Below are 19,801 nucleotides of genomic sequence, written 5' to 3'. Positions count from 1 at the left end.
ATACTTATTTGAATGTTAAATGATAATTTAACTTAATACCTAGGCACTCGTAAACTATAAACTCATTCTTATTTAGGAGAGTTAATTATGAGTAATACATACCCACGTACTTTTTCGCATATTGGTATTTCTGTTCCGGATCTTGATGCGGCCGTTAAGTTTTATACCGAAGTATTAGGCTGGTATCTTATTATGGAGCCAACGGAAATTACCGAAGATGATAGCCCTATTGGCCAGATGTGTACTGATGTTTTTGGTGCTAACTGGGATAAGTTCCGAATTGCTCACTTATCAACGGGTGATCGAATTGGGGTTGAGATTTTTGAGTTTAAAAACCAACAAAATCCAGAAGATAACTTTGAGTATTGGAAAACAGGTATTTTCCACTTTTGTGTTCAAGATCCTAATGTTGAAGAGCTTGCAGAACGCATTGTTGCTGCAGGTGGTAAGAAACGTATGGAAAAACCACGTTATTATTACCCAGGTGAAAAACCATACCGCATGATTTATATGGAAGACCCGTTTGGCAATATTTTAGAAATTTATAGCCACAGCTACGAATTAACTTACAGTGAGGGCGCTTATTAATTAAGCCCATAAATTAGTAATTAGCTAGCCATTATAGTAAGTAACGATTTACGAAAGTAGATCGTTACTTATCATTTGGATTTACCAAAATGATGAAAAGTTAAACTTCGATGTACTTGAGTCTTTTTATTCCACTTAACATTGCGATAAAGCCAAATGTAGAGAGATGATGCAAAAAACGAGATATTTATCAATTGCCCTTACATATTTGGAGACAAACCTACCATCAAACAGTAGTGTAGGCTGACGAGCTATTTTAAAAAAATAGCAAGTGCATAAAAAGGAGTGCTTGTTCCAAGCCCTTTATCCCAACTAGGTGGGTAGCCCCATTTTCTGGCATTTTATTATTAATATTCCTTACTGATATTCTCGAGAATATAGTCATTATCATCATTAGGAAAAAGAAGAAAATGGTGCAGTATAGAATTGAGTTGAGTATAAAAATTTTTTAATATACTTCACCCGGTTACTTATATTTTAGTAAATAAACGCGTAGATCTAGCTATGCTTTAAAAAAGTTATTATACATAGGCTGAGTACAGCTCCGATAATAGAAACCAAATGGATTGCACCAATAATTTTATCTAATGTTCTTGTGTACTTTGCGACAAAACGGCCGTCAAACATAGGCGTCGGTATACGAGAACGTTCAAAAAACATAGCAAATATATAAAACGAAACGCTTGCGCCGATGCCTTTATCCCAACCAGGCGGAGATACTCCATCTTTTTCCATATGCTTATCTATATACTTAACTGATACTCTATAAAACAGCACGCCTGAAGCAAAAGTAACTACTGTAAATACGAGTAGGGAGTAGAAAATAAAGATTTTAAAACCCATTTCGCAAGTTCTCTTTTATTTAGACTGTATCTAAATACATGGCTGTAAACACACTGATTGTGAGCCCTGCCACTGTGAAAAGGTGCAAGAATGCTAAAACTTTATCTACCGGCCTTGCATGTTTTGCTATAAAACGGCCATCAAAAAGAGGTGTGGGTAATCGCGAGCGTTTAAAAAATATTGCCATAGCGTAAAAAGGGGCGCTAGCGCCAACACCTTTGTCCCAAAGCGGAGGGGTAATATTATCTTTTAGCATTTTTTTATTTATGTGTTTGATAGAAATGCGTGCAAATAAGACCACAAAAATAAACGCTAAAGCCATAAAGATGAACATACTTGCCAGAGCAAACTTATCTATACTAGGCATTATAATAACGGCTCTCTGTCATAAATTTTTTCAGTTAGCGACTTCACTTTTTCGTTCACAAAAAACGATGATTTAAATTCTGTATATAAGCCAGTTCCTATAGCTACAACCCAAACATCAGGCGTTAGCATGAGAAGTGTGCTTGCTGCTAACTTGTGGTGTTAGTTATAACAAAACATATTCTAATAAGACCATAATTGAAATACTAAGAATAAAGCCAAATGTAGAAAGAAGATGTAAAAAAGCGAGAAACTTATCAATTGGCCTTGCATGTTTGGCGACAAACCTACCATCAAATAGTGGTGTAGGCTTACGAGCTCTTTTTAAAAAAATAGCAAGTGCATAAAATGGAGCGCTTGCTCCAAGCCCTTTATCCCAACTAGGTGGGGAAGCCCCATTTTCTAGCATCCTATTATTAATATGCCTTACTGATATTCTCGGGAATATAACAGTCATTATCATCATTAGGAAAAAGAAGAAAATGGTGCAGTATAGAATTGAGTTGAGTATCAACATTAAAACAAATCTTTCATCAAAGGCTGCCTATCATATATGTTTTCTGTTAGCTTTTTGCTTTTTGTATTAACCGCTAGGCTCATTAAAAAACCAGCACCTAACCCAACCCCTAAAGCAACCACCCATCCATATGGGGTTAACATTAGAAATGAAGATAGGGCCGTGGTGACTGATGATGCTGTTATGATACCTGCAAATGTTGAAGCCCCAAAACTAGCTAACTCTGTAGATAAACTTCGCTGCCAGTCCTTATTGTTTTTATAGTCGTTGTAAACTTTGTTCGCTCTAAATGCACCATCAAGTAAAATCATGCCATTGCCAAGCCAGCGTCCGGTATTTTCAATCCGCTTAATTTTATTGAATTCAGCGGTGCTATTTATATCGAGCTTGGCAGAATGCCTTGCTGATTTAGCTATATTGATTCCCCGATTCGGATTAGACCAAACCGTGCCACGACGGCTTGCACGGTTTACACTCATAAAACGTTGCAATTCTGCACGAAACTGACCGTTCAGCTCTTTGAATATACTGAATGCTTTTTGTTCTAATGCAACCATATGATACTTGGGCATTCCTGATTTATGAGCCATACGAATATCTCTTAAAGCGGCTTCATATTTGTTGGCATAGGTGGCGAACTTTGAGCTACGAGCCTGAATTGATGTTGCTCCAGACCCAACTATTCCATGTGTATTTTCAGACAAAAATGGCATAACTTGGTTTTGAAAATCAGAGATTGCCATAAGCGTTTCACTGCCAAAATCGCGAAGCATATATGCAATGTTTCTGCGGGATTGCGCAGGCAATAAATCGAATTGACGAACTATACTTTGCTGTTCATTTGTAGGCGGAGTGTAAGAGTCAGTGTATTCTCTTCGCCATATATATGGCGTGCCTGAAGTAATAACTTGATTTTTTATATGGTTATTGTCTTTGGTAAAGCTGTCTTCTTTATCTTCTTTACATTTCACAAATTCAGCGGTTACTGAATCAATACAAATTCTAATTTCTAAAGCCATAAGTAGTATCCATACTAACTAATCATCCTTATTTAGAGGTTATCTTCATCACTGTAATGAGTCAATGAAGAATAAATAAAATGGGTACATGTTATGTGGCAAATGATTTTTGCTAATAGTTAATGATTCTCTCGTTCACTTATCTTTGTGCGTTACGTTTTGAACCACTGAGGGCACCGAGGCGCTTTGCGCTGCACAGAGAGACAAATACTCACAAGACACTTCACTTTAAAGAAGTACACTTTAATACCTCCTTGTCTTCCTCTGTGTTCTCTATGTCCTCTATGGTTAGAGAAGATCTAATATGTCTATGAAAACATACGTAAAGTAAATACGATAAACCCTCATTGTTTTCTCATTAACTTCTCATTGTGCATAAGAATATTTGAACCACAGAGCACATAGAGGCGCTTCGCGCTTCACAGAGAAAAACAGATACTTACAAAGAGGATAAGAGACGCTGCGCTTCAGAGAAGTAAGTTTTTATACCTCATTATTTTCTCGTTCACTTCTCTCTGTGAAGAAAGAACCTACAGTAAATAAATGCCTGTTTGACGCTATGTAAAACGGCAGCAACATATTTTCTCTATAGTTTTATACTTTTGACTCAACAACATTGCACAATTGATAATTTACTAGCACTATTGAGTTATTAAGACTTCATTCAGAGGTGCTAAATGCGCAAAGAGCAAACTCAATGTCAGCCAAAAGGTTGTAAACATTGCGAAGACCATTTAGCACTTGGTTTTGATTTTACAATGGCTTTTCAGCCAATCGTTGATTGCACCGATAAACATATTTTTGGCTACGAAGCATTAGTTAGAGGCCTTAATAATGAGTCGGCTTATTCGGTCATTTCGCAAGTAACCGACGAGAATCGCTACACATTCGATCAACTTTGCCGTATTAAAGCTATTTCACTTGCTGCCCAGTTGAAAATTGATTCAATCGTGAGCATTAATATTTTACCTAATGCAATTTATAAACCTGAGCGTTGTATAAAAACGACACTTGAAGCTGCTAAGCAATATGATTTTCCGGTAGAACAGATTATGTTCGAGTTTACCGAGGTTGAAAAAGTTGAAGATACTACACATATCAAACGTGTAGTTGATTATTACCAATCTTTGGGGTTTATTACTGCGACCGATGACTTTGGGTCAGGTCATTCTGGGTTAAATTTGTTGGCTGATTTTCAGAGCAATATAATTAAACTCGATATGAATTTAATTAGAGATATACACCTTCACAAAGCAAGACAAATTATTGTTAACCATTGTATAGCCATGTTTGAAGAGCTCAATATTGTTGCTCTTGCAGAAGGCGTAGAAACAGTTGAAGAATACCAGTGGTTGCGCCAAGCTGGTGTTAGCTTAATGCAAGGCTATTTTTTCGCCCACCCTGGGTTTGAGAGCTTGCCAGACGTTGACTTTAGTAAGTTGGATTAAGTGGTTATAACGAGAATCGAATTTAGACAAGGCAAGAGCTGTCAGCCTTCAAACGCGCGAAACAAGTTTCACGCCTACGTGTAGCAGCGGATTTATCCCGCGTCATCATCTAGGTTTTAGGTGCTAGGTTCTAGGCGCTTGGACGCGATGTAAAGTCGCTGGTTTCTCATAACTTTACTCTTTATCGTTGAATTCTTGCTAACCTAAACCATTCCCGGCTAAAGCCAGTCCTACGAATTCCATGCTTGAAACTTGCTAACTTCTTTTAGTATTTAGTCGTATTTATATTATAAATTTTTATTTAGGATGCTAGGCTGAATATTCTTTAAGCATATTGAGAAAGGATAATGATGTTTTTACGCATACTGTTAGTCTCAGCACTTATTTTATGCTCTTCTGCTAACTTAATCGCAAAAGAACAGCCTCTTAGTTTTGATGCTGAATTAAGCAATTATCAATACGACTTACCCGTTCAATTTTTTAATTTTTCATCACAAAATACGCCATTAAAAATGGCTTATTCTTACCTTAAACCAAGCAATAACATGCCAACCGTTATACTGATGCATGGTAAAAACTTTAATGGCCATTATTGGACCAATACTGCCAACTACCTTAATAGCAAAGGCTATGGCGTATTGATACCGGATCAAATTGGTTTTGGTAAATCGTCAAAGCCTGCTGATTATCAATTTTCGTTTGCTGTATTAGCCAATAACACTCATCAGCTAGTGTCATCTTTAAATATTGAAAACCCTATTGTACTTGGTCACTCAATGGGCGGCATGCTGGCAAGTCGTTACAGCCTGATGTTTTCTAGCCAAGTTAGTAAACTTATTTTGCTAAACCCAATTGGTTTAGAGAACTATTTAAATTATGTGCAATACAAAGACACCGATTTTTTCTATAAAAATGAATTGGCTAAAACACCTGATAAGATTATTGCTTACCAGAAGAAAAACTATTATGACGGTAAATGGAATGACACTTACGAGCAATTAACCCACTTTATCGGTGGTCAAATTCAAGGCCCTGATCACAAGCAGGTCGCATGGGTTAATGCTAAAACCTACGATATGATTTTTACGCAACCTGTAATAACTGAGTTTGCTCAGTTAAGCATGCCAGTGTCATTAATTATAGGCACACGCGATAGGACTGGCCCTGGCCGTAATTGGAAAAAAGCAAATATTGACTATGAGCTTGGCCGTTACGATAAGTTAGGCAAAGCCGCGGCAAGTATGATCTCAAAATCGCAATTAATTGAATTAGATGATATTGGCCACTTACCTCACATCGAGGATTTTGACCGCTTCAAAGGCGCATTAGACAAAGCTTTATCATTTTAATGTTGCTCGCGCGAAACAAGTTTCGCGCCTACGTGTAGCAGCGGGTTTATCCCGCGTCATTAGTCAGGGTTCTAGGCTCTAGGACGCGATGTGAAATCGCTGCTACAGACTCGCATCTTTTAACTTCCCTTTCCCCTTATCGCTTTTATCTAGCAACTTTATCCACTTTTAGTACCGTTTTTGTGAAAAATAACGACTTATTCATTGATGTAATTACAATTTATATGTAACTTGTGTCGCCCATTTCGCTACGCACTACTATAATATTAAGCGAAATCAACATTTTCATACTAAATACTAGGGATACACAATGAAAAAACTTCCTATTGCATTGGCTCTATGTGCTGCTTTTGTGTCTGCAAACACAATGGCAGAGGTTCGCATAAACGGCTTTGCTTCTATTGTTGGCGGTAAAGCCCTTGACGACGACGCAACGCTTTACGGCTACGATGACGATATTTCATTTAAAAACGAAAGTATGTTTGCATTGCAGCTTTCTGCAGACTTACAAGAAAAGCTAAGCGCTACGGCACAAATTGTGGCGCGTGGTAGTGATGATTTTGATGCTGAGTTCGAATGGGCTTATCTAACTTATGAGTTCAGCGATGAGCTTCAAGTAAGTGCTGGTAAAATGCGTGTACCTTTTTACCGTTATTCAGACTTCTTAGACGTTGGTTACACTTACCGCTGGGTTCGTCCACCGCAATCTGTTTATAACCTTCCGTTTTCAACGTATGAAGGTCTTAGCCTGTTACACAACACACAATTAGGTGATTGGGATTCAACCGTTCAAGTTATTTACGGTAGCTTCGATGGCAACATTGCTGTGGTATCGGTTAATGGCGATACAGAGCTTAATGATATTGCTGGTATCAATTGGACAATGAGCTATGACTGGTTTAGCGCTCGTGCTGCATACTTTGTTGCAGATACAACAATTGATATTGAAAACGACACCGATGCAGGTGTTGCACTTAATGGCCTTGAGCAGACTCTTAGAGCAGCCGGTTTTGTTGATCAAGCCGATGATATTGCTGTAAACGAAGATGATGGCTCTTTCTTCGCTGTGGGCTTTTCAATTGATTACAACGATATTTTATTTGATGCTGAATACACTGAGTTTGAAGTAGAAAACAGTGCTCTTGCTAAACAAACTCAATACTACACGTCTATTGGTTACCGTATGGATGAGTGGATTGTGCACTTAACTTACGAAAATAATGACGACAAACACGATAGCAACCGCTACAACGCGCTACCTGCAGTACCAGCTTTAAATGCGGGTATTAATCAAGTGCTTGAGGGCGTGAAAGCAAAAAGCAACGTGTATACCATTGGTACGCGTTATGACTTCCACCCATCTGCTGCTTTAAAAGTAGATTTCAGCCGTTTTAAAGATGACATTTCAGATACAGAAACCGACGTTGTAGCTGTTGCTGTTGATTTAGTTTTTTAATTGGAGTTCATAATGAAAAAATTGTTAATCGCGACAGCACTAACGCTATGCTCGCACGCTGTACTTGCTGATGTTGCAGTTATTGTGAACCCAGCAAATAGCAGTGCTATTGACGAAGGTATGATCAAAAAGATTTACCTTGGTAAGGCAAAGTCGTTTGATGATGGCACAAAAGTAAACCCAGTAAACCAAGATGGCACCAGCGTAAGCGATGAGTTTAACGATAAGGTGGTTGGTAAATCGAGCAGCCAGCTAAATGCTTATTGGTCAAAACTGGTGTTTACTGGTAAAGGTACTCCACCTGAGAAACTAGCTAATGATCAAGCTGTGATTGACTTTGTTGCAGGTAATGCTGATGGTATTGGTTATATCGATGCAGCAAAAGTAACTGATAAAGTTAAAGTGGTTGGTACTTTTTAAGTTCTACTACGGTTAATAAAAAACCAGGCGATGCCTGGTTTTTTATGCGCTAAAATTACTCGACTTTAAATTTAGCTGTGGCGTCTAGTAACGAATCAGAGAGGTAATGAAGGTTTTTCGCTACATCACGTACTGCCGATAATGAATCCATTGTTTCTTCAAACGACATATGCATATTCGTCACGTTATCAACTACCATACTAGCAACAGATGTTTGCTCTTCGGTAGCTGCGGCAATTTGCGAATTCATACCGTTAATTTCTAATATCTGTTCAGAGATTTTATCAATCGATTGCCCTGTATTTTCAGCGGCCTCTGCATTATTTGTAGCCATATCTCGGGCTGAGTTCATTGCATTTACTGCATGGCTTGCTGCTGTGGTTAATGTAGAAAGCAGCTCTCTGATTTCATTCGTAGACTGCGATGTTCTTGAAGCAAGCTCACGCACTTCGTCAGCTACAACCGCAAAGCCTCGGCCTTGTTCACCTGCACGTGCAGCTTCAATCGCAGCATTTAACGCGAGTAAGTTAGTTTGTTCTGCAATCGAGGTAATAACGTTTAAAATTTGCGTCACATTCTTGGTGTCAGTGGCCAGTTGATTAATAGTTGATGCTGCTTGATTTATCTCTTCACTTAGTGTTTTTGACTCTGTCACAGAACGCTGTATTTGCGTTCGACTTTGCTCAACTTCTCGCTCGGCTGTTTGCGCAGCTTGTGATGCATTTGCTGCTGAATGAGAAATATCAGCGACACTCTGGCGCATTTCTTCCATTGATTGCTTAACTATTTCAGCATCTGATGTTTGTTTAGTTGTGGCACGCTCGGCACGCTCCATGCCTTGTACAAGTCGTGTTGAGTTCTCCATTAATGGCTCACAAACCGCTATAACCTCAAGTACAGCAGCTTTTAACAGCTGTATAAACGCGTTGAAGTTAATCGAAACTTGACCGATTTCATCTTTAGCGTGTACTTCAAGTTGTGTGCTTAGAGAGCCTTTGCCGTCTGCTAATAGGCGTAAGTTATCTGCCGCAGCGCTAGCTGATGAGCCAATCCCACGGGCAATCCAAATTGAGGTAACCACCAATAAAATAAGTGATACTACAGACACTACAAGCATTAAGTGTAGTGCGTTGTCTGAACGCGCTTTGGTTGCTTGTACAAGTTCAAAAAAGCGATCATCTGCGCGGGTTTGTGCTCGTTTAAAGCCAGCTAGAACGGCCTCATACTGCTGCGTTTTTTGCTGTGCTTGTTGCTGAATTTTACTAAAGTCAGCGGTGCCGTCGATCATTGAAGTTGCTATACTTGACGAGGTTTGTGCATAAAGCTCTAATTGTTTTTTGGTATCGGCATGCACGTAGCTGTCGTTGATACTGATTATATTTTGTAGATTTTCATTAATCGTTTTATACGTTTGCGCTGCACTATCAACTAAATCTGACTCACCAAATGTTACCGCTTGAGTGTATAACTCATCTAGTTTTTCGAGTAGCGCAACGTTTGCTGAAGTGAGTTTAACGACCTGATATGATGACTTTTCCAGCTCGTCGAGCGAGATCTTGTTGTCATTCATGGCTATAAAATTGGTTACTACTATGATCACGAATGCCGTAATGGCAATACATGTTATGGCGTGTATTTTTTTTGTGATGCTCAAGTTATTGAAAGAAATACCTGCAGACATTGAATCCACCTTTGCTGTCATATTACTTAGTATTATCGCCCGATTTCCCTAAAGTATTAACTATATTTATATATTTTCAGGTTTTTTTCGTAATTCGTTCAGTTTGTGGAAGTCTTGTAGGAGGTACTTCAGTGCCGAACCAAACATAAATAAGAACTATCAGCCTTCAGCTCTCAGACGCGCGAAACAAGTTTCACGCCTACGGATGAAACATGGGCGCTAGGATCTGAGTTCTAGGCGCTAGGACGCGATGTGAAATCGCTGCTACCTCACATCTCGTTACTCGCACCTTTCCCCTCGTAACTTGAAACTCGCTAACTTAGTCATTTCCCGGCTTAAGCCAGTCCTACGGGGAAACATTAGGTTTTAGGACGCGATGTAAAATCACAACTTTCATTTCTTTTTAATAGCGTTATTAGGGGCTGATCTGTATAATCCGCGGCCTATTATTTACCCTATTGCTTGTTTATTTTCGCAGTTGCTGCGCCCATAACCCTGTCAGTATTTTTCTAGGAATAATTCGTTGATTTCAACCGCAAATATCACCATGCAGTTTGGTGCAGAGCCTCTGTTTGAGAACATTTCAGCTAAATTTGGTAACGGTAACCGCTATGGTTTAATTGGCGCGAATGGCTGCGGCAAATCGACCTTTATGAAAATTCTAAGTGGTGCGCTTGTGCCAACGTCTGGCAATGTGTCGATTGCACCGGGTTTAAAGCTAGGTACGCTAAGCCAAGACCAGTTTGCATTTGAGCAATACACTGTGGTTGATGCGGTGATCATGGGTGATGCAGAACTTTGGAAAGTAAAACAAGAGCGCGACCGTATCTATTCACTACCAGAAATGAGTGAAGAAGACGGTATGAAAGTCGCTGAACTTGAAAGCATTTTTGCCGAAATGGATGGCTACACAGCAGAAAGTCGTGCAGAAGAAATTTTGATCCAAGCGGGTATTGAGCAAGAGTTTCATTACGGCTTAATGGCAAACGTCGCGCCAGGTTGGAAACTACGTGTGCTGTTAGCACAAGCGCTGTTTGCAAACCCAGATATTTTGCTACTTGATGAGCCAACCAATAACCTTGATATTCATACCATTACTTGGCTAGCTAACGAGCTTAACCAGCGTAAGTGTACGATGATTATTATCTCGCACGACCGTCACTTCTTAAACTCGGTATGTACACATATGGCCGATATAGATTACGGTGAGCTACGAATTTACCCTGGTAACTACGAAAAGTGGATTGAAGCTTCAAGCTTGCAACGCGAACAACTACTTGCTGAAAACGCAAAGAAGAGCGCTGAAATAGACGAGCTACAAGAGTTCGTAAATCGCTTTGGTGCCAATGCATCAAAAGCAAAATTAGCCAGCTCTCGTGCTAAGCGCATGGATAAAATTAAGCTTGATGAAGTAAAAGCATCAAGCCGTATTAGCCCATCACTTCGTTTTGACGAAGGCAAAAAGATGTATCGCCAAGCATTAGAGCTTACTAAGCTAGGTCATGGCTTTGATGGCGAAACCCTGTTCAGCGGTGGTGACTTATTACTAGAAGCCGGCGCTAAGCTTGCGGTTATTGGTGAAAACGGTGTTGGTAAAACCACCCTATTACGTTGCCTAGTGAATGAATTACAAAGTAACGAAGGTGTAGTTAAGTGGTCAGAAAATGCCAGCATTGGTTATTGCCCGCAAGACAGCAGTAAAGACTTTGATAACGACTTAACTTTATTTGATTGGATGTCGCAGTGGCGCACCGCTAAGCACAACGATTTAATGGTACGTGCTATGTTAGGCCGTTTATTATTTACCGCAGACGACGCTAACAAAAAAGCCCGTAACTGCTCGGGTGGTGAAAAGAACCGCCTATTGTTTGGTAAGCTCATGATGCAAGACATCAACGTGCTCATTATGGATGAACCAACTAACCATATGGATATGGAAGCCATTGAAGCACTCAATAACGCATTAAAAGATTACCAAGGCACGCTGATTTTTGTGAGCCACGACCGTGAGTTTGTATCGTCATTAGCGACTCGCATCATCGATATTAAAGATCAACAGCTTATCGATTTTCAGGGCACGTTTGACGAATATATGGATCATGTCGCGCAACAAGCGCAATAACCCCCTCTTCAAATAGGTGAGCAAGTTTGCTCACCCTTTTTGTTTACGTTCAGTTACATAATACCTTTGACTGACTTACCTTATTTGGGTAATTTGCATTTCTTTTACACAGAAAACAACATTTTAAAGGATGTAAATGAATAAGCTACTTAGCGTATCGGCATTGACTCTGGCTCTAACAGCCTGTGGTGGCGGGTCATCAACAGACAAAAAGCCAGATGCAGAAACGAAAAAAAATACCGCCCCTACTCTATCTGGATCACTCACACTCTCTACCAAAGCACTTGAATCAGCCAGCTTAGTTGTTGATATTAAAGATGAGCAAAACGACAGTGTGACAACCACGATTATTGATAAGCCAGAGTGGCTAAGTGTCACGACCAGCAGCAATCAAGTGACTTTTAATGCTGAGCCGAGCCTATTTGAAGTAGCTAACCATTCTTTTACTGTAGAAGTGTCTGACGGTAAAGCAAGTAATCAATACACTTTAACCGTAAATGTCGCTGAAAACCGTGCAGCATGGCAACCTATTGAGCTTAGCAATAACGAAGTGATAGGTAACTGGCAATCAAGCGATGGCAGTGTACGGTTGGTATTTGCTAGCGAAGATGCAGGTGTAATCGCTCAAAATGGTGAGTTAAGTCGTTTTGAATGGTCGAACCCTGATGTCATTGCGTTAAATACCCAAGCGATTGATTGCTTGCATGAGTGTAATCAACAAGCCTTACTTGAAATGGAAGTGTTAGCTAAGCGCGATGATGCTATTCGTGTTGAGCTATTTAATGTTTCAACCGATAAAGGCGAAGTTGTCACCCTTTATAAATCAAATGCAGAATTTAGCTCTGAGTACTACGCTGATGTGGATCAAAGCTCGTTCCACTCTGTAAATTATTTAAGTACAACGGGCGAGGAAAGTTACTTTGAAGTATCGCTAGCAAGCTATATTCCAACGGCTTCAGGAAGCACTACGTCGTATACTTATGCTGACTTTTCGGCAACGTTAGAGGGTAAAGCATTAAAAATTAACAGTGATACATTAGTTACGACTCAAAACACAAAGCAATTGAGTAACCTTGGTCATGAAGTAGATGTCGCATTTGATCTTAATCTAATTGATGCAGAAGTTATTGCTCAGTTTGATGACTTTTTAGTGCTAAAACTACGTCATGTTTTAACTTATAAAGATGAAAGTGCACAGAATATTATTAATGAATCAACCGAACTGGCTGAAGCTCTGCTAGAAAAAACATCGATTAGCGCACTTCGAAAACTTACCCCTGTTACAGTTCCTGAGCTGACAGTAGGTAAATCATATACTGGTCGTTTAAATAATAAAAATTCAGATACGGGCGAAGGTTTAACATTCCGTTATGTACCCACATTTTTTACAATCACTGCAGCCGACACAGCAACGGTCACATTCAATACACCTAAAAGTACTGACTCATTTAAATGGCATTACAACTTAGACAATAACGGCGAAGCCGTTAAAGTAACGGGTAATGGCCTAGAAACGAGCTTACAATTTTTCACTCAGCCTGATGGCAAAATGATCATGGCACGCGAGCGTAATAAAGAGCAGCGCCAAGCTCGCTTAGGGTATGAGTTCATAGAAGTAGTTGATGATTCAAGCATCACACTCGATGACTATAAGCATCTATTTAGCTACTTACGTCAAAATTATACCAGCAGTAGCCAGAAAATATACTGGTATATAAATGATGATGGTAAAGGCAGCTTCTATTATGCTGACCAATATGGCCTTGAAAATAGAGCTGACTTTACACCAAGTAGCTATTGGCAATTAGAAGCTGATAACAGCATTAGCTTTGCAATGATGTCGCAGTGCCCAAATGCAGTTGATTACGCTAGCTGTAAAGATGAAGTATTAGCAAATCAAGAAGTTGCCTATTCATCATTATTTAATTTCAAAATTCTTGCTAAAGACGGTAATAAATATCTTTTTGACCGCCTGTTTTGGCAAAGTACGTATGCTTACAGCGAAAGAGAATTAAAAGAGAGTATTTTTCAAAATAGCTATTGGTTTGGGATTGAGAAATAAAGGAGCTTACAGCGGTGCGCGAAACAAGTTTCACGCCTACTTTGTAGAAGCGGGTTTATCCCGCGTCATCAGCGAGTTCTAAGCGCTAGGACGCGATGTGAAATCGCTGCTACTTGTTCGGCGTTAAAACGCCACCTACATCTCGTCACTTTCCCTTTGTAACTCGCTAACTTCTCTAAATAAAAAAGGCCACACAGTTAAACTGTGTGGCCTTTGTACTTAACGGAATTTTAAATTAAATGTCGAAGCGGTCGGCGTTCATTACTTTCACCCATGCGTCGACAAAGTCTTTTACAAAACGTTCATTGTTGTCGTCTTGTGCGTAAAACTCTGCATAAGAGCGAAGGATTGAGTTTGAACCAAACACTAAATCAACACGTGTTGCTGTCCATTTAGTTGCACCTGTGCTGCGCTCAACAATATCATAAAGACCCTTACTTGTTGGCTTCCATGTGTAAGCCATATCGGTTAGGTTTACGAAAAAGTCGGTGCTAAGTGTGCCTACATTATCTGTAAACACGCCATGCTTAGAGCCGCCGTGGTTAGTGCCAAGTACACGCATACCACCAACAAGAGCGGTCATTTCTGGTGCTGTTAAGCCCATTAATTGCGTACGCTCTAACATTAGCTCTTCTGCTGATACCGCGTAATCTTTCTTCAACCAGTTACGGAAACCATCATGAATTGGCTCAAGTACGTCGAACGAGTCTGCATCTGTCATCTCGTCTGTGGCATCACCACGACCCGGCGCAAATGGCACGGTGATGTCAACGCCCGCTGCTTTTGCTGCTTGTTCAACCGCTGCTGACCCACCAAGTACAATTAAATCGGCGAGGCTTACTGGTTTGCTTAAACCCGCTTGCACTGATTCCAGTGCGCTTAATACTTTAGCTAAACGCTCTGGCTCGTTACCTTGCCAATCTTTTTGCGGTGCTAAACGAATACGAGCACCGTTTGCACCACCGCGATGGTCTGAGCCACGGTAAGTACGGGCGCTATCCCATGCTGTTGCGATTAAATCTGCTTGGCTTACACCACAGTTAAGTAGCTTGGTTTTAAGTTCGCTAATTTCGCTGTCAGATAATGTGTAATCAACCGCAGGGATCGGATCTTGCCAGATCAGATCTTCGCTTGGTACATCGGCACCCAAATAACGTGATTTAGGGCCTAGGTCACGGTGCGTCAGTTTGAACCATGCGCGTGCAAACACATCACTAAAGTATTCAAAATCATCGTTAAATCGCTCGATAATTTTACGATAGGTTGGGTCCATCTTCATCGCCATATCGGCGTCGGTCATGATGGGGTTTAAACGAATTGATGGATCTTCAACATCAACTGGTTTGTCTTCTTCCTTAATATCGATTGGTTCCCACTGCCACGCACCTGCAGGGCTCTTCTTAAGTTCCCATTCGTAGTTAAGCAATAAGTAGCAATAACCGTTATCCCACTTAGTTGGATGAGTAGTCCACGCGCCTTCGATGCCCGAGGTCATGGTATCGCGGCCAATACCGCGTGAGTTGTGGTTGTTCCAACCAAGACCTTGTTCAAACACATCCGCGGCTTCTGGCTCAGGGCCAACGTTTTCTTCGCTACCATTACCATGGGTTTTACCCACGGTATGACCACCAACTGTAAGTGCGGCAGTTTCTTCGTCATCCATTGCCATACGGGCAAAAGTTTCGCGAACTTGTTCTGCTGTTTTAAGTGGATCAGGGTTACCATTCACCCCTTCTGGGTTTACGTAAATTAAGCCCATTTGTACCGCTGCTAATGGGTTTTCCATGGTATCTGGTTTTTCAACATTCGAGTAACGCTCGTCACTTGGTGCTAGCCATTCTTTTTCAGCGCCCCAGTAAACGTCTTTTTCAGGATGCCAGATATCTTCACGGCCCCCCGCGAAACCAAAGGTTTTTAAACCCATTGACTCATAAGCCATATTACCGGCTAGGATCATTAAATCGGCCCAAGAAAGCTTGTTACCGTATTTCTTTTTAATTGGCCAAAGTAAACGACGTGCTTTGTCTAAGTTTGCGTTGTCTGGCCATGAATTTAATGGTGCAAAGCGTTGGTTACCTGTACCGCCGCCACCGCGTCCATCCTCTAAACGGTATGAACCCGCTGAGTGCCACGCCATACGGATCATTAAACCACCGTAATGGCCCCAATCAGCTGGCCACCATTCTTGGCTTTCGGTCATTAAGTTTTTTAAGTCGGTTTTAACGGCTTCAAGATCAAGAGATTTGAATGCTTTAGCGTAATTAAAATCTTTGCCGTAAGGGTTCGTTTTGCTGTCGTGTTGGTGAAGAATGTCGAAATTGAGTGCGTTTGGCCACCAGTCAGTATTTGATTGAGCGGTGACAGTGTTACTACCATGCATTACTGGGCACTGGCCCGTTTTTCCATTACTCATTGCTTGCTCCTCATAAGCTTAAAATACGACGAAAGCTAGTTTACTTAGCATCATCATAAATAAAGATTTCTATTGGTTTTGAATAACTAATAACTCAAAAGTTCCTGTTGTATAAAACTATAGGAGCACTACATAAATAAAGCTAGATCTTGAACATGGTTTTAAATCGATTGATTCGATAGAAAAATACGATTTGATTCATTTTACAAAACAGTCCATTTTATAAAGGTCTTTTTACTGCGAGTAGCCCTTATGAAAACAATTAATCCTGATGTTGCTAGACAATTAAGCATTAACTTTTTTATCGCCAATTTACCTATTTTAATGTTAACAGGGCTGGTAGTTGCTTCGCTTGTGGGGTTAACGTTTAGAAGCTCATTATTGTTTTGGCTGACGCTATTGGTTACACCTTTAAGCATTAATTATTTATACTCGAAAAAACGCATAAAGCAGTTTTGCAAAAACAACAAGTGCACCGATATATCATGTCTCGCTAAGCAAACTGATTAATTTTTAATTTTATTACCCAGTCACCAGATTATTTAGCCCTCAACTTGTATAAATATTAATTAGTTATGCGAGTTTTATAGGCAGTTTAAAATTAACTGTCATGCCATTAGAAGGTGAACTCGCAGCACTCACTTCACCTTGTAATGCTTGCGTTGCAAGGTTATAAACGATTGACATTCCTAGTCCACTTCCACCTGAGCCGCGCTTCGTAGTAAAAAAGGGCTCAAACACTTTATGCAAAGTTTCTGTATCCATGCCATGGCCATTATCTTTGTAGCAAAGCAAATAAACACCTTGTGCTTCGTCAATATTAACCGATATGTTTATTTGGTTGTCTTGGCGTCCAACAAAACCATGAACGCAACTATTATTAACCAAATTCATTATGATTTGACTCAAAGCTCCTGGGACTGTGATCAACTCAAAGTCATCGACACAATTCACATTTACACTGACGTTATGGCTACGGGTTAAAGGCATTAAGCTGTGTAGAATGTTTTCTAAGTAGTCTTTAATGTTGGTTTCTAATAAATCGAGTGAAGATTGATCTACTGCCGTTTGTTTAAAGTCGCTGATTAATTTTGCTGCTCGCTCTAAATTAGTGAATGATATTTTAAAACATTCGTTTAAATGATTAATACTCTCTATCAGCGCAGCCTTAGTTAACGTATTTGACTGTATAAGCTTATCAACTTCAGAGAGTTTGTCTTTTGCCGAACTGTTTGCAGTCACCGCGATACCTATTGGCGTATTAACTTCATGTGCAATTCCAGCAACCAGATTACCCAATGAAGCCATTTTTTCTGCTTCAATTAGTTTTTCTTGCATCTCGGTAAGTTCAGATAAGGTTTTCTCGAGCGTTCGAGTGCGTTCAACAACACGCTCCTCTAGGTGCTGATTAGCGCGTTCAAGCTCTGCGTTAATACGTTCATTTTCTTGTGCTGATAGCGCTCTGCCGTATAGATCTGCTAATGCGCCTATAAATGAGCATTCATCTTCTGTCCAATGTCGCTCACTACCAATGTGCTCACAACAAAATATACCGATCATTTTTCCTTTATAGCGAATTGGTGCATCGAGCATAGCGCCAATATTAAGTGGTGTTAGGTAGCTTTCGCTAAATTCGTAGGTAGCAGGATCAGTATGCGCATCAACCGCTGTTATTGTGCGTTGCGTATCAAGTGCTTTGAAATAGTCAGGGTATGCGTCCCGGGGAAGCACTAGCATTTGAATTTCTTTACCATTTTCTCTGTCGAGTAATAAACGGCACTCTATTGCTGTATTTTCTTTATTAAGCAACCAAATGCCGGCACGCCCGATTTCAAGTCCATCGAGAACAGCATTAAGGATTAGCCGTTCAGCTAATTCAACATTTCCACTATCGAGATCAGACGAAATTGATACACCATAAAGCAGTTGTACTAGTTGCTGGCGCATATTCTCACCTTTTAGTTTTAGTATCCTTTAAGTTTAGACGAACAAACTCAATATCGCATATAGATTAACTTTTTTTAGAAACTCTTTAAGTATTAAGTAGTTGTTCAGATAAAAATGAGTATATTGTACCTAACTCCTGTTGATACCCCTTACGACTTTATGTTGTTTAAGCAGTTTGGCCAGCTCTCCCCCGAGCTGGTTTTTTTTTGCCTAGTCCCTAGTGCTCACGCATGTTACAGTTACCTCAGTAATCACCAAAAATTAATATGTTATGCGTTATACCCTAATTTTAATCACTTTTTTAATGAGCTTTAGCCCATTTGTAGCAGCTCAAAATGAGCCACAAAACCGCCCAGCATTAACTGAAGCAGAGCAACAGCAAGGACTCGATAAGCTTCAAGAACCTATGTATAAACCATTGTTAGAGCGCTATATTCTTGATGAATTAAAAGCGGTGCGCCAAGACCAACAAAAACTACGCGAAGATGTGACAAAACAAGTTGCTCATACACAACTTGATACTGCCGACCGTGCATTAACTTATACAACAGACACCATTAATAATGTGTTTTTCATTATTACCATTACCGCTTCAATCTTGGTCTTAGTCGGTTGGAATTCCCTACGTGATGTGAAAAATAAAGTAGAAGATATTGTTAATACACGCGTGAGTGCGATTACAAAAGAATATGAAGAGCGCCTAAAAGTACTCGAAGAAAAACTACGTGAGCGATCTGAAGAAATCTTATTAAACCAACAAAAGATCTCAATCACCAATGAAGTTCATTCTTTATGGATGCGTGCCAATTTAGAAAGCGATGTTGCGAATAAGATTGAGATTTTTGACGAGATCTTAAAACGTAAACCAGAAGACGTAGAAGCCATTGCCTATAAAGCAGATGCTCTGTTAGAAATTAACGAAACAGGTGAGGCTATCGAGCTTTGTAATCAAGCATTAGAAATTGATAGCGACTACGGCTACGCATACTGGCAACGTGCTTGTGCCTATGCATTACTACACAAACACGCCGATGCAATGGCTGATATTCGTATGGCTCTTGAATATTCTCCTAACCTACGTAACGAGCTATTACACGAAAGCGCGTTTGCCAGCCTACACGACAACGACAGCTTTAATTCGTTGTTAAATGAATCGGCTTAGCCGAACCCCATGTAGCAGCAGGTTTATCCCGCGTCATAGGCGCTGGGATTTAGGTTTTAGGCGCAGGGAGATGTAAATCGCTGGCTTTTAGCCGTTAGAGGTCAGATATTAGATATCAGCCGAAATGTGGGATTATTAAGGTCGATTGTTCTTCTCAGCATTCGACCTATTCACTTTCCAGGTAGGTTGAGTCGAGCGGAGCGACACCCAACATATAGAGACGATCAGACGCGCGAAACAAGTTTCACGCCTACATGTAGCCGCGGGTTTATCCCGCGTCATAGGCGAGTTTAGGTCCTAGGCGCCAGGACGCGATGTAAAATCGCTGCTACCTCGTACCTCGAAACTCGCTAACTTTACTCTTTCCCCTTGAAACTCGCTAATTTTACTCTCGCTAACTTGAACCCA

15 protein-coding genes are annotated in these 19,801 nt (G+C 40.2%); 8 read left to right on the top strand and 7 right to left on the bottom strand.

Annotated elements, in window-relative coordinates; translation table 11 throughout:
• The first annotated feature begins 87 nt into the window (after positions 1-87).
• On the top strand, positions 88-588 hold the full coding sequence (locus NO991_RS00285; protein WP_054553420.1) for a lactoylglutathione lyase family protein: 501 nt from the start codon (positions 88-90) through the stop codon (positions 586-588).
• A 498-nt stretch (positions 589-1,086) separates the two neighbouring features.
• Here the strand turns inward: NO991_RS00285 and NO991_RS00280 are convergent, their stop codons facing one another.
• The 4 genes from NO991_RS00280 to NO991_RS00265 all read right to left on the bottom strand — a co-directional run bounded on the left by NO991_RS00280 (position 1,087) and on the right by NO991_RS00265 (position 3,333).
• The gene (locus tag NO991_RS00280; protein WP_138618978.1) at positions 1,087-1,431 is read right to left on the bottom strand and encodes a hypothetical protein; all 345 of its coding nucleotides are present in this window, start codon (positions 1,429-1,431) and stop codon (positions 1,087-1,089) included.
• A gap of 19 nt (positions 1,432-1,450) precedes the next feature.
• Positions 1,451-1,798: a hypothetical protein gene (locus NO991_RS00275; protein ID WP_054553418.1), complete on the bottom strand. Its 348-nt coding sequence runs from the start codon at positions 1,796-1,798 to the stop codon at positions 1,451-1,453.
• A 165-nt stretch (positions 1,799-1,963) separates the two neighbouring features.
• Positions 1,964-2,254 (bottom strand): hypothetical protein, encoded by a 291-nt coding sequence (locus tag NO991_RS00270; protein ID WP_138618980.1) that lies wholly within the window; start codon positions 2,252-2,254, stop codon positions 1,964-1,966.
• A 59-nt stretch (positions 2,255-2,313) separates the two neighbouring features.
• Entirely contained in the window at positions 2,314-3,333 is a 1,020-nt protein-coding gene (locus tag NO991_RS00265; RefSeq protein WP_371351502.1) for a hypothetical protein, read from the bottom strand.
• Between the two features lie 677 nt (positions 3,334-4,010).
• Between NO991_RS00265 and NO991_RS00260 the strand changes: the two genes are divergently transcribed.
• The 4 genes from NO991_RS00260 to NO991_RS00245 all read left to right on the top strand — a co-directional run bounded on the left by NO991_RS00260 (position 4,011) and on the right by NO991_RS00245 (position 8,006).
• A complete protein-coding gene (locus tag NO991_RS00260) occupies positions 4,011-4,781 on the top strand; it encodes an EAL domain-containing protein (RefSeq protein ID WP_371351501.1) in 771 nt (256 codons plus the stop codon).
• A gap of 347 nt (positions 4,782-5,128) precedes the next feature.
• Positions 5,129-6,130 carry an alpha/beta fold hydrolase gene (locus NO991_RS00255; RefSeq protein ID WP_371351500.1) on the top strand — a complete coding sequence of 334 codons (1,002 nt, stop codon included), beginning with the start codon at positions 5,129-5,131 and terminating at the stop codon, positions 6,128-6,130.
• A 310-nt stretch (positions 6,131-6,440) separates the two neighbouring features.
• Entirely contained in the window at positions 6,441-7,586 is a 1,146-nt protein-coding gene (locus NO991_RS00250) for a porin (protein ID WP_054553413.1), read from the top strand.
• Positions 7,587-7,598: 12 nt separating this feature from the next.
• Positions 7,599-8,006: a hypothetical protein gene (locus NO991_RS00245; RefSeq protein WP_054553412.1), complete on the top strand. Its 408-nt coding sequence runs from the start codon at positions 7,599-7,601 to the stop codon at positions 8,004-8,006.
• 55 nt (positions 8,007-8,061) lie between these two features.
• On the opposite strand, the gene NO991_RS00240 is transcribed toward NO991_RS00245, so the two are convergent.
• Positions 8,062-9,687, bottom strand: coding sequence for a methyl-accepting chemotaxis protein (locus tag NO991_RS00240; RefSeq protein WP_138618986.1), 1,626 nt, complete (start codon positions 9,685-9,687; stop codon positions 8,062-8,064).
• Between the two features lie 523 nt (positions 9,688-10,210).
• On the opposite strand from NO991_RS00240, the gene NO991_RS00235 reads away from it, so the two are divergent.
• Positions 10,211-11,809: an ABC-F family ATPase gene (locus NO991_RS00235; protein ID WP_166338271.1), complete on the top strand. Its 1,599-nt coding sequence runs from the start codon at positions 10,211-10,213 to the stop codon at positions 11,807-11,809.
• Positions 11,810-11,945: 136 nt separating this feature from the next.
• Positions 11,946-13,871, top strand: a complete 1,926-nt coding sequence (locus tag NO991_RS00230; RefSeq protein WP_371351499.1) for a hypothetical protein — start codon at positions 11,946-11,948, stop codon at positions 13,869-13,871.
• A gap of 235 nt (positions 13,872-14,106) precedes the next feature.
• On the opposite strand, the gene katG is transcribed toward NO991_RS00230, so the two are convergent.
• Both katG and NO991_RS00220 read right to left on the bottom strand, forming a co-directional pair.
• Positions 14,107-16,284, bottom strand: a complete 2,178-nt coding sequence (gene katG, locus NO991_RS00225) for a catalase/peroxidase HPI (RefSeq protein ID WP_166338267.1) — start codon at positions 16,282-16,284, stop codon at positions 14,107-14,109.
• 573 nt (positions 16,285-16,857) lie between these two features.
• Complete coding sequence (locus NO991_RS00220; RefSeq protein ID WP_138600148.1) at positions 16,858-18,231, bottom strand: ATP-binding protein; 1,374 nt, start codon at positions 18,229-18,231, stop codon at positions 16,858-16,860.
• 271 nt (positions 18,232-18,502) lie between these two features.
• On the opposite strand from NO991_RS00220, the gene NO991_RS00215 reads away from it, so the two are divergent.
• The gene (locus tag NO991_RS00215; RefSeq protein WP_054553406.1) at positions 18,503-19,393 is read left to right on the top strand and encodes a tetratricopeptide repeat protein; all 891 of its coding nucleotides are present in this window, start codon (positions 18,503-18,505) and stop codon (positions 19,391-19,393) included.
• Positions 19,394-19,801 lie beyond the last annotated feature (408 nt).

Origin of the sequence: Pseudoalteromonas sp. DY56-GL22 (assembly GCF_041414715.1) — a bacterium.
Classification (GTDB): Bacteria; Pseudomonadota; Gammaproteobacteria; order Enterobacterales; family Alteromonadaceae; genus Pseudoalteromonas; species Pseudoalteromonas simplex.
The sequence above is the reverse complement of the archived record's forward strand: the minus strand, read 5'-3'. Positions and strand labels throughout refer to the sequence as shown.